Origin of the sequence: Lentibacillus jeotgali (assembly GCF_000224785.1) — a bacterium.
Taxonomy (GTDB): Bacteria; Bacillota; Bacilli; order Bacillales; family Amphibacillaceae; genus Lentibacillus; species Lentibacillus jeotgali.
Map to the genome: position 1 here is coordinate 168,707 of NZ_AGAV01000014.1, position 22,619 is coordinate 191,325.

Sequence of the window (22,619 nt, forward strand, 5' to 3'; positions counted from 1 at the left end):
TCCTTCCAACTACAGTCAATTTATACTTTTCCATTGCTTTTGGAGTTCAATGATTTGCATAGCAATTCCCGCCGCTTTGATTGGATCATTTTGCTGTTCAGCCCGCCTTTGTTCCTCTTTCAATGACTGAATATCGCCCTTATTGTTGTTTTCAGCACGGATATTTCGAATATAATCATTAATTTCATCATTTGATATATTTTCATGCAATGGCATCATTGCAATATCTGTAACCAATTGCTTAAGTCTGTCATCCGTCAGCATTTCAACAAACATACTGACATCAGCTTGCTGGTGTTCTTCATAAAAGGCATATAAATGCGTAGCAATAACTTTATGCTCCTCAATATTAAAGGACGCTCCTATTTCCTCCTGCACTTTATCAGTAATAGACACATCTTGCAACATATATGCAAGAAGCTGCCGTTCTGCATTGTGAAAAGCAGGCAGCAATTTTTTTACATGTTCATGATCAGATACCTTATTAGTATATCTGTTCTTATTTATCTTATCCTTACCAAGCCCCATCTTTTCACGGTTAGACTGAATTTCCTGTTTTAATGAATCCATTGATACATTATATGAGTCACTGACCTCTTTTAAATAATATTCCCGTTCGACAGAGCTCTCAATCGTTGCGAGGTATTCTAATAATTTTTCGATATATTGTATGCGATCTCCTTCAAGACTAAGATTATAGTCCTTTTTTAGATACCTCATATAAAAGTTTGTAAAGGTCAGACTCGATTTAATAACCTGATTTTGAAATGCTTCTGTACCATATTCAGTTATAAAATCATCCGGATCCATATTATCCGGCATATTTGCTATTTTTACGTGGCATCCTGCTTTTTGCAGCAGTCCAGCAGCCTTATAGGCGGCTTCGGTCCCTGCTTTATCAGCGTCATAGCAAATAATGACTGTATCAACGTACCTCCTGAGAAGTCTTGCCTGTGAGCTTGTCAAAGATGTTCCAAGTGTTGCTACAGCATTCTTTACCCCGGCCTGGTAAGCAGATATGACATCCATATAACCTTCAAATAAAACAGCTTCACTTTGATTACGGATGTGTTTTTTTGCTAGATCAAAATTGTAAAGAATTTTGCCTTTTTGGAACAATTCACTTTCAGGGCTGTTTAGATATTTAGGTTCCTGATCCGAAATTGTCCGCCCCCCAAAGGCAATTGTTTTCCCAAGGTGGTTGCGGATCGGGAACATCACTCTGCCCCTGAACCTGTCTGTTATCGAATTATCCTCATTTAATGACAGCAGACCGGATTTAACAAGTATTTGCTGATGAAACCCTTTTTTCTGCAGAAATTCTGCTGTGAAGTCTTTTACATTCGGGGCAAAACCGAGCTGGAAGACATCAATTGTTTCATCTGTTATACCGCGTTCATTAAAATACTGATAACCTGCTTTCCCATCTTTCGTGTAGCGCAGAAGATGATGATAAAGCTTGGTGATCCACTCAGAAGCAGAAAGTATACTCTGGTTTTCCTGTGAAATGGATGATTTATGCTGATGAGAGAAGTCCGGCAAATCCACGCTGCTTCTATCAGCAAGAAATTTTAACGCTTCATAAAACGTATACTGTTCCATTTCCATGACGAATGTTAATACGTTTCCGCCTTTACCGCATCCGAAACAGTGGAAAATCTGTTTTTCCTGTGTTACGGAAAATGAGGGTGTCTTTTCACCGTGGAATGGGCAAAGGCCAAAATAATTTCGCCCTTGCTTTTTAAGTTGTATATATTCACCGATGACATCAACTATGTCATTGGTCTTTCGTATTTCCTCAATAACATCTTCTGATACCTGGTCAGGCATATTTACCACCATGCCTTCATAATTCGATATTCATAGAGAAAATCCTTCATTATTCGACAAACTTTTTACGTAAACCGTAAAAAATTCCTTCCAATATTGCAAAAATCTGCGCTGCAAGTCCAAAATCATATTGTTTTCCGGACTGCCCGACCAAACCCTGGAAGGACTTTCAGGTCACTATATTATTGTACCTCCTGAAGCACTTGTATAAACGTATTTTGCTCACAGATATTTACTAGTTGTATTCTACATAATGATTCATATTTCCTTCTTAAATCGCAATATTTTATTTTTCTGAATATACCCTGTTCACAAATAAGTCATATTTGTTTTTATTAATATATTTTTACACAAGAAATAATTATAATACAAAACCATTAAAAACGCTACAGATAATTTAATTTTTTGTTTGATGGTAAATTGACTACGCGTCATTCGTCACATCTGCTGCAATCTATCCAAGCCTCAATAAACCAGAAAAACATTCCGCTTTTGCTGCAGAATGTATTTCTCTCATTTTAATTATGATTTCAACTTGTAAATGCCCGAATTCGGTTCAACTAACAATCAGCGGAGAAAAACACTCCGCTGATTGAAGTTTCTACTTTTCCCCGCATCTAATGGTCAGTATGCAGCCAAAAGACGGCTGCTGACTGACCTTAAATGCCCGATTCGGTTCAACTAACAATCAGCGGAGAAAAACACTCCGCTGATTGAAGTTTCACTTTATCATGCGCATGATGGTGTTTGCTGTTTCTTCGACTGCTTTGTGTGATACATCGACAACGCGGCATCCGATTTTTTCTACAGCTTGATCAAAGTATTGCAGCTCTTGTTGAATACGTTCCATATTTGCATAGGTCGCCTGATCACCCAGTCCCAGAGCTTTGAGACGTTCTTTACGGATATCATAAAGCTTGGCGGGACTTATCCGTAATCCAATACATTTATCCGGGTTAACATTAAACAGCTCTTCAGGAGGATCAACTTCCGGTACTATAGGAACGTTGGCCACCTTCAGCCGTTTATGTGCAAGATATTGTGACAATGGTGTTTTAGACGTACGGGAAACGCCAATCAGGATTATATCTGCGCGTGCGATTCCGCGCGGGTCTCTGCCATCATCATATTTTACAGCAAATTCGATCGCTTCGACCCGCTTAAAATAGTCTTCATCAAGTTGGTGGACCAATCCGGGCTCCAAACGCGGGTCACTGCTAAAAGACCGCTTCATTGCAGAAATCATCGGACCCATTATATCAATTGCTTCAATGTTCATTTCACCGGCTTGTTTATTCAAATACGACCGTAAATCAGGGTCTACCAATGTGAAACCGACAATACCCTCTTTTTCCGTTGCCAGCTGGAGTGTCTCATCAATCGTTTTTTTATCCTCCACATACGGGACCCGCTGTATTTGGTACTCGCCATTATTGAACTGGCTTAACCCCGCTTTGATTACCAACTCTGCTGTTTCACCTACTGAATCGGAGAGAACGTAAACAAGTGGTTTATCCTGCATGGATTATCCTCCTCCCTTATAAATGATCATCCATAATCAGTTCAACAAATACTTTTGTAATAGTTGTTTTTGTAATCCGTCCGACAATCTCAAGCCCTTTTTCGGATTCCTTCAGGACTGGCAGACCATCAATTTGTTTATCAATCAATTTCCTGGCGGCATCAATCAGCAGATCATTCCGGTAGCAGACCGTAATATTGGGCATTCGCGTCATGATGATATGCACCGGTATCGCGTCCAGATTCTGATTTCCTATACTTGCCCGCAATAAATCTTTCCGTGATAAAACACCGGTTAACAGCGAATTATGATCGACAACAAACAAAGTTCCCACATCTTCCAGAAACATTGTTGAAATGGCATCGTATACTGAGGCATTCTCTTTCACGACAATCGGGACTGACTGATACTCATACACTTTAAACTGCTTTATTTTTTCAGTCAAAAGTTCTGTACCTGTTTTTCCAGTATAAAAATAACCAACTCGGGGCCTGGCATCCAAAAAACCTGCCATGGTCAATATGGCTAAATCCGGACGCAATGTTGCCCGTGTTAAATTAAGTTTCTCTGCTATATTTTCACCTGTGATCGGGCCATTTTCTTTGACAATCTCGATAATTTGTTCCTGTCTATTCGATAATTCCACTTTTTCACCACCTGCTAGCTTAGCTCAAATGTGACATACTGCTTCTGAATATTATACACGCTTCATAGTGAAAAAGGAAATAGTGACATTCTTAAAAGTGCTGTTTCCATTCGATTGCTGACAAATCCGCATAATCATAAATTAAAACAGCTATATTATTAAGAAGCGCCAGCCGATTATCACGGACCTTCTCCACATCGGTCATAACCATATTATGATCAAAGAAGTCATGGATCGGCAGAGACAGTTTTCCCAGTTGACCCAATGCAGTATCTGCCTCCTGATTATTATTTGCACGTTTATAATCATCCTTCACTGTCAAATACGTTTCATAAAGCTTTTGTTCCGATTCCGTCTCAAAAGCTTCGCGGCTGACAGTCAAGAGGTCCGTTTTAGCAGCCAGATTCAACACCCGGACAAGTGCTTCCTGTACCGGCTTAAATTCGGGATTATTCCGTTCGTGTGATAAGTTTTCAGCTTTTGCAGCCAGATATGGAACAACCCCGATCCCGTTATATAAAACAGCTTGAATGACATCCGGCTGAATAGCGGATTCTTTTAACAGATACGTGATGCGATGGCTAAAGAATTGTTCTATTTCGTTTCTTGACTTCTCCTTTTCTGATAAATCAGCATTTAAATCTTTATATTGCAGTTCAGCCAATTCCAGTAACGACTCAACGGTTACATTCCAATTGTATGTCTTAAGTATTTTTAAAACACCTGTTGCCTGCCTTCTCAAAGCGTATGGGTCCTGGGAACCGCTTGGTACCAATCCTGCTGAAATACATCCGACAATTGTATCAAGTTTATCAGCAATGCTGACAACCGCCCCTTCAACAGTTTCAGGAAGTTTTCCATCCGACTGAACAGGCATCCAGTGCTCAGCTACAGCCCGCGCAGTAGCTTGCTTCTCACCGGCATTTAATGCATATATTTCACCGATGATACCCTGCAGGTTTGTAAACTCATCAACCATATTTGTCGGCAGATCAAACTTGCATATCTTAGCTGCTCTGAGTGTGTTCGAACGGGCTTCTTCATTTAGATTGAGCCATTGTGTCAATTGATCTGTGATCACTGTTACCCGTTTAACTTTATCACCGATTGTTCCGAGTTTCTCCTGGAATACAATTCGTTCCAGCTTTTCCAAATAATAATCGATTGGCTGTTTCTGATCTTCTTCATAAAAGAACCGAGCATCCGATAATCTTGCCCGCAATACTTTTTCATTTCCTCTGACAACCGTATTAAGTGCATAGTCATCACCATTTCTTACACCAACAAAGAAAGGAAGCAATTCACCTTCATTTGACTCGACTGGGAAATAACGCTGGTGTTCCTTCATTGACGTAATCAGCACATCAGACGGAAGTGTCAGATAAGATTCATCGAACGAGCCGACAAATACGGTAGGATACTCCACCAGATTGCACACTTCATTCAGAAGTTCATCATCTTCCGGAATCCGAAAACCGTGTTCTGCTTCGGCTTTTTTTAAGCCATCAGCAATCATTTGCCTGCGCTTTTCCGGGTTGGCGATAACATACTGATCTTCTAATGCCTGCTCATATTCATCGGGTGCGAACAATGTCGTCATTCCGCCTAAAAACCGGTGACCATACGTATGGTTATCTGTCCTGACACCGGCAACTTCAAACGGGATGATATCCTGACCGAATAATGCTGCAATCCAGCGGATGGGACGCGCATAACGCAGCGATTGTTCAGCCCAGCGCATATTTTTCTTGAATTGGATAGATGTAATGATCTGACTGAACTGAGGCAATAATTCATGCGTTGGCTTGCCGATAATTTGTTTTTTGACAATGATGTATGTCGTCCCTTTTACATCCTTTGTATAAATATCATCTACGGTTTTTCCCTGGCCTCTTGTAAATCCGGCTGCCGCCTTTGTCCAATTCCCTTCTTCATCCTGAGCGATTTTTAATGCCGGCCCTTTCACTTCTTCCTCCAGTGACGTTTGTTCCTCTGCTACGTCTTTAATCAGCACGGCCAGTCTGCGCGGGGTTGAAAAAGAAACGATCGATGTATAAGGAATCCGCGAGTCGTTAAGCCATTTTCCCGTTTTAGTCAGCAGCTGATTTTCAGCATCATCCACAAATCGTGCCGGAAGTTCTTCAAGTCCTATTTCGATCAGTACATCTTTAGTCATTATTGTGCCTCCTTGTTCAGCATTGGGAAGCCCAGACGTTCCCTTTCTGCCACATATGCTTTGGAAATACTTCTGGCGAGATTGCGGATTCGGGAAATGTACCCTGTCCGTTCAGTCACTGAAATGACGCCTTTTGCATCAAGTAAATTAAACGTGTGAGAACATTTTAATACGTAATCATACGCAGGGAAGACCAGTCCTTTTTCCATCGTTAACCGTGCTTCGTTCTCATACATTGTGAACAGCTGAAAAAGCATGTCGGTGTCAGATTCCTCAAACGTGTATTTGGAATGTTCATATTCCGGCTGAAAGAAGATATCATTGATACTGACGCCGTCTGTCCATTCCAGATCAAAGACGTTTTCTTTATCCTGAATATATGAGGCCAGACGCTCAATCCCGTATGTCAGCTCGACCGAAACGGGGCTGGCTTCAAGTCCACCGATTTGCTGAAAATAAGTGAACTGGGTAATTTCCATCCCATCCAGCCATACTTCCCAGCCCAGACCAGCGGCACCTAGGGTCGGATTTTCCCAGTTATCCTCCACAAACCGGATATCATGTTCCAATGGATTAATCCCGAGGGCCTTAAGTGATTCCAGATATAATTCCTGAATATTGTCCGGTGATGGTTTCATAATAACTTGAAACTGATGATGCTGGTACAGGCGGTTTGGATTCTGACCATACCTGCCATCTGCAGGACGCCGTGACGGTTCAACATATGCCACATTCCATGGCTCCGGACCCAGACTTCTAAGAAGCGTCATCGGTGACATTGTTCCAGCCCCTTTTTCCACGTCGTATGCCTGCATGAGAATACAATTTTGATCTGACCAGTGTTTTTGCAGTGTCAAAATCATCTCCTGAATTGTCATAAATACATCCTCCATATCATTGTTAGTTGAACAGAATCGGACATTTACAACAGCCGATCCCCCACCTATACTTCTTTGTATTCCCGTACTTTTGACCGGTGAGGTCTTACCCTGCGTTACATGCGGAATAAAAAACCCCCGTCCCTATGCAAGTTCGATACCTGCATAGGGACGGGGTTATCCGCGGTTCCACCCTATTTGCTCTTATGTAAGAGCCGCTTTATTCCAATTGCTCCGGAGCGCCATTCCTTATGTTCTGTTATCCGGCTTTCACCATCCCGGACTCGCTCGAAACAGCAGTCAATAAGTACTCCTCTCCATCAGCACAATATTTGCATCTATTAACATTATGTACAAAAATACTACGATAAGACACGTCTGTTGTCAAGAAAAACGGACCCTATTTCAGCTTATCAAGCTGTTGCAAAAATCGTTTTGACTTTAGATAATAGCCGCCATATTGGTCATAATAGGCATCCATAATACTGCGAAGCAGCTTTTTGTTTTCCGGTTTCACTGAAATGTTTCCGATCCGTTCCAATGCAACTTCAGAAAATATATGCAATAAACGTGCCAGATTGTTCGGAAGTGGAACTGCGTTATGGTCTAAATGCTGGCATGCTGTACAGAGCAAGCCTCCTTCCCCTATTGAAAAAGCGAAGGGGCCGCTGCCATTGCCGCAGTTGACACATTTATCAACGATTGGTGCAAAACCGCCTGTATTAAAAAGTTTCAATTCATACATCATGATGGGAATGTCAGCATCTTCATATTCTGCAATCCAATTAAGCGTCTGATAAAGCTGATCAAAAAGGTAATGGTTCGGCAAATGAGAATCAGTTAATTTATCGGTCAATTCAACAATATAGGAACCGTAAGCTGTCTTGATGATATCTTCCCGTATGCGGCGTAATGAATTAATAACATCGCCTTGCTGTATGGTGCTCAAACCTGAATTAAGATAAATATGAAAATCACCATGGATGAATGGCTGCGTAACCGCAGCCATTCTGCTTTTTGGTTTTTTTGCACCCCTGGCAATTGCTGAAATCTTTCCATTTCTATCACTGAATATCGTCACAATTTTGTGTGTTTCCCCATAATCCTGCGTTTTCATGACAATACCCTGCATTTTTTCGAGCAAACTGTATCACCTTCTTAACAGTGCAGATGACTTATCACGATTCTGTATTCAGGGAATTCTTCTTTTCCTTCTGCAGATTCCTGGTTTGTTCAATTGATTCATTTTTTTCAAGCTCTTTTAACAACAAATAGGTTTCAATGTTTCCTGTCTGACTAAATAATTTCCAGGTAAAGTCGATCACAAGAAACCCCGCCTTTCCATAATGTGTTCACTATTAGATTTTCCACAAGCACTGAATCAATGAGTTTTAAAATTTACCAAGTGGATCAATACTCGTCACTCCGAAAACCGAATTCATGAAGCTGGGATTGCTTATTGCGCCAATCTTTCCGGACTTTCACCCAAAGCTCGAGATATACTTTTGATCCGAGAAGTGACTCAATATCTCTTCGGGCGTTTTTGCCGATATTCTTCAGCATCGCACCCTGCTTACCGATCACAATCCCCTTTTGTGTTTGGCGCTCAGTTATAACTGTTGCCTGGATGAAAACTGCATTGGACGCCCTTTTTTCCATATTTTCGAGCACCACTGCTATTGAGTGTGGCACTTCTTCTCTGGTTAACTCAAGCACCTTCTCACGTATTAATTCAGTGACGATAAATCGCTCGGGATGATCGGTCACATGATCTTCAGGATAATATTGCGGGCCTTCGGGTATATGTTTTTTCAATTCAGCAAGTAAGTGCGTCAGATTATTGCCCTGCAGTGCAGAAATTGGAATAATTTCTTCAAAATTATATTTATCCTTATAGCTGTCTATTAGAGGCAATAAATTATCAGGATGTACGAGGTCAATTTTATTGATAACCAAAAACACCGGGCGTTTCACTTTTTGCAGCCTGTCCAGTATGTATTGATCCCCTTTTCCATAGCCTTCCTTTGCGTTAATCATAAACAGTACGGCATCCACTTCATTTAAGGTATCTTCAGCTACCTTCACCATGAAATCACCCAGACGATGCTTCGGTTTATGGATTCCTGGCGTATCAATAAACACCAGCTGAGCATCATCAGATGTGAGCACACCCTGGATCCGATTTCGCGTTGTCTGTGCTTTATCACTCATAATTGCAATTTTTTGTCCGATTATCTGATTCATGAATGTTGATTTGCCGACATTTGGCCTGCCGATTATAGCAATAAATCCTGATTTAAAATTATCTGCCATGATGTTTCCTCCGAGACGTTGGTTTGATTATTCTATTGATATTTTTATCATACTATAAAATCCAGCACGTTTCATGCAATTGGACAAAACATTTGAAAAGAACTGTTATTACAACAAAAAACGACAAGCTAAAAAACCTTCAGCTATGGAAGGTTCAGGTGGGTACTATTTAAATAATTTAAAGAGTTCCGGGAGAAAAACAAATAAACCCGCCGCAACAGCAGTCAGTGCGGAAACCAGCACTGCACCTGCTGCAAGATCCTTGATTGCTTTTGCCTCCGGATGGATATCCGGCTTTAAATAATCAATCATTTTTTCGATAGCCGTATTCAACATTTCAGCAACCAGAACCAAACCAATTGCGAAGAAAACCACTATCCATTTCAATACTGTCAAACGAAAGACAAATCCTGCTGAAATGACGCCCAAAGCAGCAATAAGGTGTACCCTGAAGTTCGCTTCAGTTCTGAAGACGGCTTTGAGACCATCCCATGCATGTGAAAACCCAAATAAAGATCCCTTCCGATTATCGCTCAATGCCAAATTCACCCAAAATATCATCTTGCTTTCGGAACATTTCAGTTTCATCTTCCTTGTTCATATGGTCATAGCCAAGCAGATGGAGAAAACCATGAACCGTAAGGAAGCTCAGTTCCCTTTCCAGCGGATGCCCGTATTCCTCAGCCTGTTCTTTGGCTTTATCCACAGAGATAACAATATCACCAAGCACAAGCGGCAGATCTTCACCGATAATCTCCACCTCATCAGTCACTTTCTCCTGCATCGCAAACGAAATGACATCTGTCGGTCTATCCTGCTGGCGATAGTTCCGATTAATTTCTTTAATTTCCTGATTGCTGACAAACGTAACCGAAACTTCAGCTTCACTGGCAATTTCTTCTTTTTTCGCTGCAAATACTAGCAGACGCTGAAGTAAATCAGCGTAATCGGAAGGAACGGATTTTGTCTGATCGTGAAAATCAATATGCATGATTTAACCTCCTTGACAGGATATCGGATTCTTAAATGAAAGTTCCCTTTCATTATACACTAATGGTCTCATATATAATATCCATTTAAGCGGATATTCGTGCAGACGCCCCATTACAGATACAGAATAAGACCCATAGGCATATAGGTCTCACAAGGTCTTTAAAGTCCTTCATTTCGCTTTTTCATAGGCATCAATTATTTTTTGTACTAAAGGATGACGAACAACGTCTGTTCCGTTTAAATGGATAAATGAGATTCCATCAACCGATGCCAGAAGCCGATTAGCTACCTGCAGTCCTGATTGAACCCCATTGGGCAGATCGATTTGGGTTATGTCGCCATTAATGACCATTTTTGATCCGAATCCAAGCCGGGTCAAAAACATTTTTATTTGCTCTGGTGTGGTATTCTGCGCTTCATCCAATATGACAAAAGCATCATCAAGTGTCCGGCCGCGCATGTAAGCTAATGGTGCGATTTCAATCGTGTCGCGTTCTATCAGCCTTAACGTATGTTCACTGCCAAACACATCGTGTAAAGCATCATATAATGGCCGTAAATACGGGTCCACTTTTTCTTTTAAATCACCCGGCAGGAAACCTAAGCTTTCCCCGGCTTCGACTGCAGGACGTGTCAAAATAATGCGTTTAACTTCTCCGTTTTTTAAGGCGTGCACGGCCATAACAACTGCAAGGTACGTTTTGCCGGTGCCAGCCGGACCAATACCGAATACCATATCATTGTTCTTAATGGCGTCTGTATAACGTTTCTGCCCCAATGTCTGGACACGGATTGATTTTCCTTTTGCATTTTTGGTTATTTCATCTTCAAAGAGGGTTTCGAATTGATTAATCTTGCCCTTTTTGGCTAAATCAACTGCATATACAACATCCCTTTCGGTGATGTCAAGCCCTTTCCTGACAATTGACAACAATGTCATTAGTATTTCTTCTGCTAATGCACTATTGTCATTGCTGCCTGAAACACTTACCTGTTCACCTCTTGTAACGAGTGAGACATTAAGGAGTTCTTCAATTTGTTTTAAATATTTATCATTGGTCCCAAACAGTGCTAATGCTTCATTTGGGCCAGCTAGCTGTAACTCGATTGTTTTCAAGTTATTCGGCATAATCAATCTCCTTGGTCGATTGGTTCTTGTTTAACAATATCTTCTTTAACAGCCATATATAAGATTAATTTAACTTTACCATTCTCGGTGGTTTCTTGCAAAATATTTTCGGAAACTATTTCCGCCTCAGGTCCAAGCCTTAACTGCAATTCATTTTTTGCCTGTTTTATACCGATATCCACAGCCTCCGCTTTGTTTCTTGTCGTCTCATGATATTTTTTTTCACTTATCGTGGTTTCCATCAATGATACAGGCAGCTTCCATTTGAACAGGTAGAGTTCGTTTTCACTCCGGTCGCGATGAATGTCTTGATACTCCGGGTCTCCAAAACCCCAGACAGGAAACTCCACCCCGCCGACTTTCAAATGATATTTCGTTTCGGTATTGCCGGTTAGACGTTCATGACTGGCTTTAAGCGGTACCGTTACTTCTGTTTCATACCATGTTTTTGCAATAACTTCCCCTTCCGCAGCAACCAGATCTTGCGACTCGTCTTTTTCTTCGTCACTTTCATCGCTTTCAAATTGTATTTTTCCTGAAACAAGTACATCCCCCGGTTCGACGAAATCATTCACTTGTACTTTCGGCTGTCCCTTGGCGACATACATGTCTTCGATTACCCCTTTTTTGGACGCAACAAGGTTTCTTGGACCTTCAACTTCCTCCTCCTCAACAATCGTTTTTTCCACGCCTTCCAGCCTAAAGCTCGTCCCATTTTGATGAATGCCTACCCATAGCAGTTCAGGTATATCATTTATTAATTGCTGCTGAATTTCACTTGGCGGATCCAACGTAAACGCCCATGTGCCCTGATGTATACCGTACTCCTCCAGCTGATCGCTTATTTTCTCCTCAATTTCTTTTGGAACACCTGTTATCTTGACTTCCCAAATAATATTAGATAAGAAAAAAATGAGCAGTATACTCAGCAAAAGACCAAGAACCAGCTCTTTTTTCCGGGCGTAACGTTTAATTAAAAATGGAAGACCCCGTTTGTTTATAAAAGATAACTTATAATTAGTTCCGCGTTTTACTTGCTTTAACGCAGAGAGATCTCCTAATTTAATATTTCCGGTACAAGCCGTTTCAGAACGTTTCTCCACGTTCCAAACAGCAATATCCCGTTCGCTACACTTCTGAAAGAACAGCTCCGGTTGCCTGCCCTCTACCAGCACTGTTAAAAACCCCGTCATTGAAGAACCTTGTATATGTTTCATTTCCTCCTCCTATAATTCGTTTAGTTAGGTATAAGGTGGTTTTTTCAATCAGTGGGGGTAACCTGTCCCCTGCTGATTGTTAGATGAATCGGATAGTACTGACAGTTAACCCAGTAAAAATGCCATCGTCTACTGACTGTCGGTTACATGCGGGATAAATTTCACTTCTTCAATGGTGCCTTCGAGTAAAATTTCTTCAGGAAGCATCATTTTCAATACAAATGCATTTCCGGTTATTTGGATATAACCTTTGTTCGACTTTAATCTCAGTTCCGTATCAGAATAAACAATTAACCCCTGATGATTTTCAATATAGATATGAAGCTGACCAATCATCGTAATTCTGGGCAGCTCCATCATGACATCGGAAGGAAGTGAAAAATATTTTGTTAGCCATGGCCTGATCTTCTGTTGCCACTTCTTCACTGATGAGGCCCCCTCTCACCATATGTTTATGAATTGTACGGCTGAATAAGAACAAAAAAAGAACCAATATCCGGCAGTTTTCAGGCCTGCCTGATATTGGTTCTCTCGGATCTTTGTCTTATTTTTTTCTTTGCGCAACAATACTGCGATACGGTTTTACAGCTCTTGGCTGCCCCAAAACTTCTGACATAATGACGCCGTTAATTAACCCGGTACGTGTTAGATTGTTGTTCATGCTGTTCCTCAGTCTTTGGTGTTCAGCTGATAAATCGGTTCCCGGTTTTCGATTACGCGTGACTATCGCATCATGTTCGCGTCGTGTATCTTGGTGTTCCATCGCATTCATCCGCTCAGCCAATTTTTTACGCTGTTCATCCTGCTGCTCTTCAATTGAAGGAGCAGAAGCAGTCGTCTGTGTATCGGCTTTATCCTCCGGGCTGCTGTAGCTCTGATCACCGCCGGAGGGAGTCGGTGTTGGCTTTGGCGGGTTGCTCTTTCGTTTCGGAATCGGCGTGTCTGAGTCCGCCTTATCCTTGAATAAACCCGAAACCGTTCCAATGATGGCAAGGATGATCAGAATAACTTCCATCTTAACCCTCCTTGAACTGACAGATTATTTAGTGTGATTATGATTGTCATCATTTTCCTCATTATCCTGAGTTAATTTACCAATCGTGTCACGCATATCCGTATCAGCATCAATGTTCTTATAGTTCATATAATCCATAACACCCATATTGCCGGAACGTAATGCTTCCGCAAGTGCACGTGGCACGTCAGCTTCTGCTTCAACAACTTTTGCACGCATTTCTTCAACCCGGGCAACCATTTCCTGTTCTTGTGCCACGGCCATAGCGCGTCTTTCTTCCGCCTTGGCCTGAGCAATATTTTTATCAGCTTCAGCCTGATCTGTCTGTAAAATCGCGCCGATGTTTTTCCCGATATCCACATCGGCAATATCAATTGACAGAATTTCAAATGCCGTACCCGCATCCAATCCTCTACCCAAAACATTATGCGAGATGGCATCGGGATTTTCCAGTACCTTTGTATGTGCTTCTGAACTTCCGATGGTACTTACAACACCTTCGCCGACACGTGCAATGACTGTGTCTTCTCCGGCACCACCGACAAGCCGATCAATGTTCGCCCGTACGGTAATACGTGCTTTTGCTTTAACCTCGATACCGTCAATTGCAATACCTGCAATAAAAGGTGTTTCGATAACTTTCGGATTAACGCTCATTTGAACGGCATCCAATACATCACGGCCCGCCAGGTCAATTGCAGCAGCCCGCTCAAATGACAATTCGATATTGGCGCGATGCGCAGCGATCAGAGCATTTACCACCCGATCGACATTCCCGCCAGCCAGATAGTGGCTTTCCAGCTGATTCGTCGAGACACCAAGTCCCGCTTTATGTGCTTTGATCAGTGGATTAATGACTCTTGACGGCACGACCCGACGCAAACGCATCCCGACAAGTGTAAAAATGCCTACTTTTACTCCCGCCGCCAGTGCACTGATCCAGAGCATAACCGGAATAAAAGTAAACAACACTGCCAAGGCAATTATAATAATCGCAATGACAATAATAGGCATCAGTTGTTCAATACTCATGCAAATTCCTCCTACTATGTTTTTTAGCATATGCCCGATTCTGTTCAACTAACAATCAGCAGCGAAAAAACGTCCCGCAGATTGAAGTTTCTACTTTTCCCCGCATCTAATGGTCAGTATGCAACCAAATTACGGCTGCTGACTGACCCTAAATGCCCGATTCTGTTCAACTAACAATCAGCGGGGAAAAACGTCCCGCAGATTGAAGTTTCACTTTACCTCACGTACTACAACTCGAGCACCTTCGACTTTTACAACTTTGACCAATTGATCCTTTTCAATAAATCCGCCCTCAGTCACGACGTCCAAACGTTCGTCTCCAAGGAGAGCACTGCCTGAAGGGCGTAGAGGTGTTAAAGTTCTGCCCTCCAAACCGATTAAATCCAGACGGTTTTCGGAAGATACATAACCCAATTCTGTTGATGTCTGATCAGTTAATATCATACGACGGAAGAATCCTTTATCCCCTCCCATCGTTTTAAATAAGATAATGGAAGCGATAATCGTAACAATAAAAGCGATACTGATACTCATCGCCATATGTCCTATATCCTGACCTGACATGATGAGCGAGGCGATAATCGCTCCAATACCAAGCAATCCTGCAATTCCGCCAGGCAAAAATAATTCCGCAATAACTAAACCAACGCCTAGAATTAGCAATACTAAAGCTTCCATGCCCGCCAGACCTGCAACCATATGCCCGTAAAAAAACAGAATTAATGCCAGTGCTCCCATGATGCCAGGGATTCCAAACCCGGGTGAAAATAATTCAACAACCAAACCCAAACTGGCGATTGAAAGCAGAATAGGCACCACAACAGGATTTGTGATAAATCGTGCTATCTGTTCAGATATGGTCATATCTTCCTCAGCAACGGTCGCATTACTGAGTCCTAACGCTCCCAGAAGTTCTGTGCGGTCTTCAACAGTACCGTTTGAATAACCGACTTCTGCAGCTGACTCAGGGCCCAGTGTCAGATACTTGCCTTCTTCGGCCGCATATTCCGGAAGATCAATGCTCGGGTCTGCCATCGCTGCAGCGTAGAGCGGATCACGGCCCTTCGACTCTGCAGCACTTTTCATAGCTGAAAGCCAAGCTGACTGGGCCTTTTTATCCGCTGCTGTTCCATCCTGGTTGATGACGCCGCTTGCTCCCATAGTGGCATGAGGTTTCATATAAATATTATCCGTATTTAATGCAATATAAGACCCTGCCGATAATGCTCTGTTGACAATGAAAGATGTTGTTTCAGTCTCCAGGTTTTGCATTAACTCACCAATCTGTTCAGCAGCCGCAACAGCACCACCCGGGGTGTCAATTTCAAAGATAATATGATCGGCACCTTCCTGTTCAGCCTTTTCCGTTGCCCTCGTCAAAAAAGCTTCAAGTCCTTTTTCCACTTCATTCTCAATCGGGATAACATAAACCAGCCCCCCGCCGTTATTCTCTTTAGCATGGGAAACAGAAAGCAAGGTGAACGTGGAACATATTACAATAAGTATAAATGTGAACACTTTGAGCAGCCTGCGTCTGCCATCACACAAACTAACCCCCCCTTTCAATGACCCGGCAATTATAACTACGTTTTCTATGTGTAAATGGTTTCAATTATGTATAATAAATAAATCGTAACATAATCACAGGTGAAGATGTTAGTTGACTCTTAAAATTAATATATGGTCTCAATATGGCAAAAGGTCTTGCCAATTATGACAAGACCTTTGAACATTTAATTTAAATGTTTTTGAACAAGTTTATTTATTTGTGCACCATCTGCCCTACCTTTAACTTTAGGCATGATAGTGCTCATTACGTTGCCCATGTCTTTTTTGGAAGCAGCATTTACTTCCTTGATAGTGGCCTTCACTATCTCCTCCAGCTCTTCTTCTGTCAGCTGCTGGGGCATGTATGCCTGTATTACATCAATTTCGACTTCAAGTTTGTCAACAAGATCATCGCGTCCAGCTGATTTAAATTCTTGGAGGGAATCCTTCCTTTGCTTCAGTTCTCTTGAAAGTACTGTCAGTTCCTCGTCTTCCGAAAGATTTTTATTACCAAGTTTAATTGACTCATTTTGCAATGAGGCTTTTAACATGCGTATGATCGCAAGTTTATCCTTTTCCTTACTTTTCATCGCCTGTTTCATATCCTGGTTCAGCTGTTCAGTTAATGTCATGGGCCATGCACCTTCTTTACTATTTGCGCTTTCTGGCAGCTTCAGATTTTTTCTTGCGTCGTACGCTTGGTTTTTCATAATGTTCACGCTTACGATATTCCTTCAATGTACCGCTTTTGGATACGTTGCGTTTAAAGCGACGAAGAGCATCTTCAAGAGACTCGTTTTTACGAACGCGAGTTGTATTTGACATGCTAATTTCCCTCCCTCCGAAGCACAAAACAAAAAATAATAGCAAAAACATGTATAATATATCACATGTCTTTGCTAATTATAATATAATAGGACTGTTTAGGTCAACTTAAAATATTGCTAAGTGATAAAATTCAGGCATACTTAATAGTCAGATGAACCTGTTTCACCAGCTATGATATCAACTCCGGAACTGGCGCCAATCCTTGTTGCACCGGCATCAATCATGGCTTTTGTGGTCTGAAGGTCACGGACGCCGCCTGAAGCCTTAACACCCATGTCGCTGCCAACAGTTTCCCGCATTAACTTGACATCTTCCGCGTTGGCTCCGCCGCCGGAAAAACCGGTCGATGTTTTAACAAAGTCTGCTCCTGCTGCTTTTGCTAGCTTACACGCACGAAACTTTTCATCATCTGTTAGCAGGGATGTTTCGATGATTACTTTGGTTAGGGCACTCCCCTTCGCTGCTTCAACAACTGCTTCAATATCCCGCTGTACGGCTTCATCATTTTTTGATTTTAATTCGCCGATATTGATGACCATATCCACCTCTTCAGCGCCTTCCTGAATGGCTTGTTTTGTCTCGTGCACTTTGGCCGCTGTAGAAGTAGCGCCCAGCGGAAAGCCTATGACAGTACACACCTTCACATCAGTATCCTTCAGATGATCATAGCAGAACGGCACCCAGTATGGATTGACACAGACTGAAGCAAATCCATGTTCACGTGCCTCCTGAACAATTTGATCAATCTTTTCTTTCGATGTATCAGATTTTAGCTGTGTATGATCAATGTATTTAGCAAGATTCATACTCATTAATTGCTTCCTCCCAGCATTAGTTGTTCGTTCGTACTTCTTTGGGAAAAATTCCCGGCAGTATCCGGGAATTAAGAGGAAACCTCTGTCTTTCCATTTTGAGCATCCTCCATAACCCTTACAAATGCACCTTTATTGTAAGGATAGCCTGACTCCGTGACTTTCACACGTACAATTTGCCCGATTAAATCTTTCGTTCCGTTGAACCGGACTTTCAAGTAATTATCAGTATAGCCTTCAAGTACACTTTCTTCAGTTTCATTCACGTGTTCCTCCGGGATGACTTCGAGCACTTCATCCTCATAACCGGATGCATATTCTTTTGCGAGCTGATTGGATAATTCAATCATCCGGTTAACCCGTTCATTTTTGACATCAGCGTCAACCTGATCATCCATATGGGCAGCAGGCGTACCAGTTCTTCTTGAGAATGGAAAAACATGCAACTCTGAGTAACCAATTTCTTGAACAAAATTATAGGTCTCCATGAATTCTTCTTCTGTCTCACCCGGGAAACCGACTATGACGTCAGATGTAATCGCCAGTCCAGGCAGAGCCCGACGGATTTTATCCACTTTCTGCCTATAATAGTCGGTTGAATATTTTCTCCGCATACGATGCAGCACCGTATCAGATCCTGCCTGCAGCGGAATATGCAAATGCCGGACAATTTTTTCTGATTTATCTAGTACATCAATGACTTCATCTGTAATCTGGCTTGCTTCAATGGATGAAATACGAATCCGCTTCAAGCCTTCCACTTCTGTTTCAAGCTCCTGAAGCAATTTGGCAAAATTATAATCATTCATATCTTCACCATAGCCAGCCGTATGGATTCCGGTGAGCACAATCTCTTTATACCCCGCATCAACGAGATTTTGCGCCTGTTTTATGACATTTTCAGGGTCCCGTGACCGCAGCAGCCCCCTTGACCATGGAATAATGCAAAATGTGCAGAAGTTGTTGCACCCTTCCTGTATCTTTAACGATGCACGTGTGCGATCAGTAAATTCAGGTACATCCATTTCTTCAAAGACACGATTTTTCATGATATTTGTAACACCATTCACCGGTTCACGCGTCTTCTGGTGCTCTTCAATGTAGTCAATCATTTTTTTCCTGTTCTGTGTCCCGACAATCACATCAACGCCGGGTATTTCCATAATTTCACCAGGGGACGTCTGTGCATAACAGCCTGTCACACATATGACAGCATCCGGATTTCTGCGCACTGCTCGTCTGATAACCTGCCTGCTTTTCTTGTCACCGGTATTTGTTACGGTACATGTGTTAATAACATACACATCCGACTGACGGTCAAAGTCAACGCGTTCGTAGCCGCTGTCTTTAAACATGTTCCAGATTCCTTCAGTTTCATAATGATTCACTTTGCACCCTAAGGTATGGAAAGCTACTTTTGGCATTATGTCCACCTCAATTCTTCAAAATGATAAGAAATACTCGCCAATGCATATAAAGCTGCAGTTTCAGAACGCAAGATACGCGGGCCTAGTCTCACCGGGAGGAATTCATTCTGTTTCAGCACTTCAACCTCTTGGCCTGAAAAACCGCCCTCTGGCCCGATAACAATCAGAACTCGGTCACCGGGGCTCATTCTGCTTACGGATCTGCCAAAGGACTGAAACATTTCAACTTTTGCTTGTTCTTCATAGGCGAATAACTTTATCTGATAGTCATTGCTGTTCTTTGCAAGATCGGTTGTTGACGTGACCGTGTCGATGGAAGGAATTTTATTTCGATGGCTTTGCTCGCTCGCCTCTTTTATAATTTTTGAGTAACGCTTCATTTTCTTATCAGCCTTTTTATCATCCCAGACAACCACTGACCGGTCTGCCTGGACCGGAATAAACGAAGCAGCGCCCATCTCAGTGCCTTTCTGAAGCACAAATTCCATTTTATCGCTTTTAGGCAACCCTTGTGCAATTGTCACCTCGATTGGAGGCTCGGCTGACTCCTCAAGCCATTCGCTGATAACTGTATAAACCTTGTCCTTTTCAATAGCTGTAATCCGGCAGACCGCAGCATTGCCATCAGTATGGTTACAGATGACTTCATCCCCTAAGCGGGATCGCATCACCCGAATAATATGATGTGTGTCTTCGCCAGTAATAATGACCTGGTTACCTATCCAATTTTCCGATGGTATAAAATAACGCTGCAAGTCAGGCACCACTTTTCGTTTGATTCTTTTTGGCGATAATCGATACCCAGTCTTCCATTTCATTTAGTGTGATAATCTCGAACCCTGCTTTTTCCAGTTCATTCTTTACCATTTGCTTCTTTGCCTGAATAATACCGGAAGTTATGAAGAGGCCGTTTGGTTTCAGGTTTCGCCATGCCTCGTCAATGAACCTTACAATGATTTCGGCTAGAATATTTGAAACAATGATATCCGTCTGCATATCCACATGATCCAGCAGGTTATTCTGTTTCGGGGTAACTTTGCTTTCCATATTATTTAGTTCAGTATTGATTTTCGTACTTTTAACGGCAACATCATCAAGATCAAAAGCATGCACCTCTTGAGCTCCAAGCAATGCAGAAGCAATGCTAAGCACACCAGAACCGCACCCTACATCAATGACAACATCATTTTTGTGTATGTATTGTTCAATTGCCTGAATGCTCATCACTGTTGTCGGGTGTGTTCCAGTACCAAAAGCCATCCCGGGATCAAGCTCGATGATCACTTCATCAGTGGAGACAGGTTCATATGCTTCCCACGTTGGAATAATGGTAATCTTTTCAGAGATTTTAACGGGCTTATAATATTTTTTCCATGCTGTGGCCCATTCTTCTTCACCTATTTCACTCACGGTAATCTCATTTCGTCCCAGATCAATATCATAACGTTTCAGATTATTGATTGCCTGCTTTATTTCCTCAACCGTTTCGCCCAGAAAACTGTTCACAGGCAGATAAGCCTTTACGTAAACGCCCTCCTCGGGATATTCATCAGGATTTAATTCATACACCTCGCCAAAGAACGTATCGTGTTCTTTAACCAAATCAGCAGGATCTTCAATGACAACACCACTGGCACCAGTCTCATGCATGATGTTGGAAATTGGCTCCACAGCCTCATTTGTCGTATGAACGCGTATTTCAGACCAATTCACTTTAACCCACCCGTTTCCTGAAAATTTATCAGAATGTATAATCCAGCATCTAATGAACAGTAACCCGCCGAAAGACGGCGGCTAACTGTCCATAAATACTGATTCGGCTCAACTAACAATCAGTGGGGGATAAAGCCCCCACTGATTGAAGTTTCGCTTTATGTAGAAGGTGCCGGGATCAGCACCTCCAGTTAGCTTTTGAATGCATTTTTAAAACGCTGGAACAATGAACCTTGTTCGTCAGTTGCTTCATTTCCGCCAATTTCATTAAATTCGCGCAGCAGTTCTTTTTGCCGTTCCGAAAGACTATTTGGGGTGACAACTCTGATCTGGACATGCTGATCTCCATAACCATAGCCACGCACATTCGGAGCTCCTTTTCCTTTCAGGCGGAAAGTCTTTCCAGTTTGCGTGCTTGCAGGTATTGTCAGCATAACTTTTCCATGAACTGTCGGCACTTCCACTTCGTCACCGAGAGCAGCCTGGGCAAATGTTATCGGCAGCTCACAGTAGATATGGTCCCCCTCACGTTCGAAAAATTCATGGGAACGTACTTGAATAACAACGAATAAGTCGCCTGGAGGGCCACCGTTCACACCGGATTCACCTTTGCCTGCAACCCTGATTTGCTGCCCTTCGTCAATACCTTTAGGGATGGAGATGTGAATATTTTTGTGCTTTTTTACTTTGCCTGAACCGCCACAAGTATCGCATTTCTCCGGAATGATTTTGCCTGTGCCGTTACAGTGGTGGCACACACGGCGATTAACCACACGCCCGAATGGTGTATTCTGCTCGGTATTTAATTGGCCCGAACCTTGACAGTGGGAACATGTTTCGGTTTTAGTGCCTGGCTTTGCACCTGAACCGCTGCACGTGTCACACTCCTCTTCTTTTGGAATATTGATATCCGCTTCTTTTCCAAAAATGGCCTCTTCAAAGTCCAGCACCATGGTGTACTGCAAATCGGCACCCTGCTGTGGCGCGTTTGGATCACGGCGTCGGCCCCCGCCAAAGAACATATCGAATATATCGCCGAAGCCGCCGAAGTCACCAAAATCCTGTGCACCTCCAAAGCCGCCCTGACCTTGTGCACCTGCATGGCCAAACTGATCATATTGAGCTCGTTTTTGTTCGTCACTCAATACTTCGTAGGCTTCTTTTGCTTCTTTAAATTTGTCAGCTGCATTTTCCTCTTCACTGACGTCCGGATGGTACTTTCTTGCCAGTTTACGATAAGCTTTCTTTATTTCATCTTTAGAAGCGCCTTTATCAACGCCAAGCACTTCGTAATAGTCGCGCTTACTCACTTGTGAATCACTCTCCCGACACTATTGCATACATTTTATCATATCATCATTTATATTATGATAGCAAACAAGAAACGGTCTTCACTAAACCTTTATAACATGATTCTTTCATAATTAGTTGTCATATAACTCACAATCCGTGGCATTGTTTCATTTACCGTTTACTGCAATTTATATTTCCTGATGTCAGAAAAAAGTCAAAGTCAAGGGGATCCTGACTTTGACTTTTT

At 42.2% G+C, this 22,619-nt stretch carries 23 protein-coding genes and 1 other annotated feature; all 23 genes read right to left on the reverse strand.

What is annotated here, in order from left to right:
- Nucleotides 1-15: 15 nt before the first annotated feature.
- Entirely contained in the window at nucleotides 16-1,830 is a 1,815-nt protein-coding gene (gene dnaG / locus ON01_RS10615) for a DNA primase (protein WP_010531017.1), read from the reverse strand.
- Between the two features lie 721 nt (nucleotides 1,831-2,551).
- Entirely contained in the window at nucleotides 2,552-3,352 is an 801-nt protein-coding gene (locus ON01_RS10620; protein WP_010531018.1) for a pyruvate, water dikinase regulatory protein, read from the reverse strand.
- Nucleotides 3,353-3,368: 16 nt separating this feature from the next.
- Nucleotides 3,369-3,998, reverse strand: coding sequence for a transcriptional regulator CcpN (gene ccpN, locus ON01_RS10625; protein WP_010531019.1), 630 nt, complete (start codon nucleotides 3,996-3,998; stop codon nucleotides 3,369-3,371).
- Between the two features lie 91 nt (nucleotides 3,999-4,089).
- Entirely contained in the window at nucleotides 4,090-6,174 is a 2,085-nt protein-coding gene (gene glyS / locus ON01_RS10630) for a glycine--tRNA ligase subunit beta (protein WP_010531020.1), read from the reverse strand.
- Nucleotides 6,174-7,052, reverse strand: coding sequence for a glycine--tRNA ligase subunit alpha (gene glyQ, locus ON01_RS10635; protein WP_010531021.1), 879 nt, complete (start codon nucleotides 7,050-7,052; stop codon nucleotides 6,174-6,176). The genes glyS and glyQ overlap by 1 nt, the downstream gene beginning before the upstream one ends.
- A gap of 164 nt (nucleotides 7,053-7,216) precedes the next feature.
- Nucleotides 7,217-7,385: a binding site (T-box leader), on the reverse strand.
- 67 nt (nucleotides 7,386-7,452) lie between these two features.
- Nucleotides 7,453-8,196: a DNA repair protein RecO gene (recO, locus tag ON01_RS10640; RefSeq protein WP_010531022.1), complete on the reverse strand. Its 744-nt coding sequence runs from the start codon at nucleotides 8,194-8,196 to the stop codon at nucleotides 7,453-7,455.
- Between the two features lie 34 nt (nucleotides 8,197-8,230).
- A complete protein-coding gene (locus tag ON01_RS18945) occupies nucleotides 8,231-8,377 on the reverse strand; it encodes a YqzL family protein (protein WP_010531023.1) in 147 nt (48 codons plus the stop codon).
- A gap of 85 nt (nucleotides 8,378-8,462) precedes the next feature.
- Nucleotides 8,463-9,365 carry a GTPase Era gene (gene era / locus ON01_RS10645; RefSeq protein WP_010531024.1) on the reverse strand — a complete coding sequence of 301 codons (903 nt, stop codon included), beginning with the start codon at nucleotides 9,363-9,365 and terminating at the stop codon, nucleotides 8,463-8,465.
- Nucleotides 9,366-9,530: 165 nt separating this feature from the next.
- Nucleotides 9,531-9,902: a diacylglycerol kinase family protein gene (locus tag ON01_RS10650; protein WP_010531025.1), complete on the reverse strand. Its 372-nt coding sequence runs from the start codon at nucleotides 9,900-9,902 to the stop codon at nucleotides 9,531-9,533.
- On the reverse strand, nucleotides 9,892-10,356 hold the full coding sequence (ybeY, locus tag ON01_RS10655; protein ID WP_010531026.1) for an rRNA maturation RNase YbeY: 465 nt from the start codon (nucleotides 10,354-10,356) through the stop codon (nucleotides 9,892-9,894). The genes ON01_RS10650 and ybeY overlap by 11 nt, the downstream gene beginning before the upstream one ends.
- Before the next feature lie 171 nt (nucleotides 10,357-10,527).
- Complete coding sequence (locus ON01_RS10660; protein ID WP_010531027.1) at nucleotides 10,528-11,487, reverse strand: PhoH family protein; 960 nt, start codon at nucleotides 11,485-11,487, stop codon at nucleotides 10,528-10,530.
- Nucleotides 11,488-11,489: 2 nt separating this feature from the next.
- The gene (gene yqfD, locus ON01_RS10665) at nucleotides 11,490-12,704 is read right to left on the reverse strand and encodes a sporulation protein YqfD (RefSeq protein ID WP_010531028.1); all 1,215 of its coding nucleotides are present in this window, start codon (nucleotides 12,702-12,704) and stop codon (nucleotides 11,490-11,492) included.
- Nucleotides 12,705-12,833: 129 nt separating this feature from the next.
- Nucleotides 12,834-13,130, reverse strand: coding sequence for a sporulation protein YqfC (gene yqfC, locus ON01_RS10670; protein ID WP_010531029.1), 297 nt, complete (start codon nucleotides 13,128-13,130; stop codon nucleotides 12,834-12,836).
- 118 nt (nucleotides 13,131-13,248) lie between these two features.
- Nucleotides 13,249-13,719, reverse strand: coding sequence for a hypothetical protein (locus ON01_RS10675; protein WP_010531030.1), 471 nt, complete (start codon nucleotides 13,717-13,719; stop codon nucleotides 13,249-13,251).
- A gap of 24 nt (nucleotides 13,720-13,743) precedes the next feature.
- Nucleotides 13,744-14,751 carry a flotillin-like protein FloA gene (gene floA, locus ON01_RS10680; RefSeq protein ID WP_010531031.1) on the reverse strand — a complete coding sequence of 336 codons (1,008 nt, stop codon included), beginning with the start codon at nucleotides 14,749-14,751 and terminating at the stop codon, nucleotides 13,744-13,746.
- 210 nt (nucleotides 14,752-14,961) lie between these two features.
- Entirely contained in the window at nucleotides 14,962-16,299 is a 1,338-nt protein-coding gene (locus tag ON01_RS10685) for an NfeD family protein (RefSeq protein ID WP_010531032.1), read from the reverse strand.
- Nucleotides 16,300-16,484: 185 nt separating this feature from the next.
- Nucleotides 16,485-16,931, reverse strand: coding sequence for a GatB/YqeY domain-containing protein (locus ON01_RS10690; RefSeq protein WP_010531033.1), 447 nt, complete (start codon nucleotides 16,929-16,931; stop codon nucleotides 16,485-16,487).
- A 19-nt stretch (nucleotides 16,932-16,950) separates the two neighbouring features.
- Complete coding sequence (rpsU, locus tag ON01_RS18950) at nucleotides 16,951-17,124, reverse strand: 30S ribosomal protein S21 (protein ID WP_010531034.1); 174 nt, start codon at nucleotides 17,122-17,124, stop codon at nucleotides 16,951-16,953.
- A 143-nt stretch (nucleotides 17,125-17,267) separates the two neighbouring features.
- The gene (gene deoC / locus ON01_RS10695) at nucleotides 17,268-17,933 is read right to left on the reverse strand and encodes a deoxyribose-phosphate aldolase (protein ID WP_010531035.1); all 666 of its coding nucleotides are present in this window, start codon (nucleotides 17,931-17,933) and stop codon (nucleotides 17,268-17,270) included.
- A 77-nt stretch (nucleotides 17,934-18,010) separates the two neighbouring features.
- On the reverse strand, nucleotides 18,011-19,363 hold the full coding sequence (gene mtaB, locus ON01_RS10700; RefSeq protein ID WP_010531036.1) for a tRNA (N(6)-L-threonylcarbamoyladenosine(37)-C(2))-methylthiotransferase MtaB: 1,353 nt from the start codon (nucleotides 19,361-19,363) through the stop codon (nucleotides 18,011-18,013).
- Nucleotides 19,363-20,121, reverse strand: a complete 759-nt coding sequence (locus ON01_RS10705; RefSeq protein WP_010531037.1) for a 16S rRNA (uracil(1498)-N(3))-methyltransferase — start codon at nucleotides 20,119-20,121, stop codon at nucleotides 19,363-19,365. The genes mtaB and ON01_RS10705 overlap by 1 nt, the downstream gene beginning before the upstream one ends.
- A 1-nt stretch (nucleotide 20,122) precedes the next feature.
- Entirely contained in the window at nucleotides 20,123-21,079 is a 957-nt protein-coding gene (gene prmA, locus ON01_RS10710; protein WP_010531038.1) for a 50S ribosomal protein L11 methyltransferase, read from the reverse strand.
- Between the two features lie 191 nt (nucleotides 21,080-21,270).
- On the reverse strand, nucleotides 21,271-22,389 hold the full coding sequence (gene dnaJ, locus ON01_RS10715; protein ID WP_010531039.1) for a molecular chaperone DnaJ: 1,119 nt from the start codon (nucleotides 22,387-22,389) through the stop codon (nucleotides 21,271-21,273).
- Between the last annotated feature and the right edge of the window lie 230 nt (nucleotides 22,390-22,619).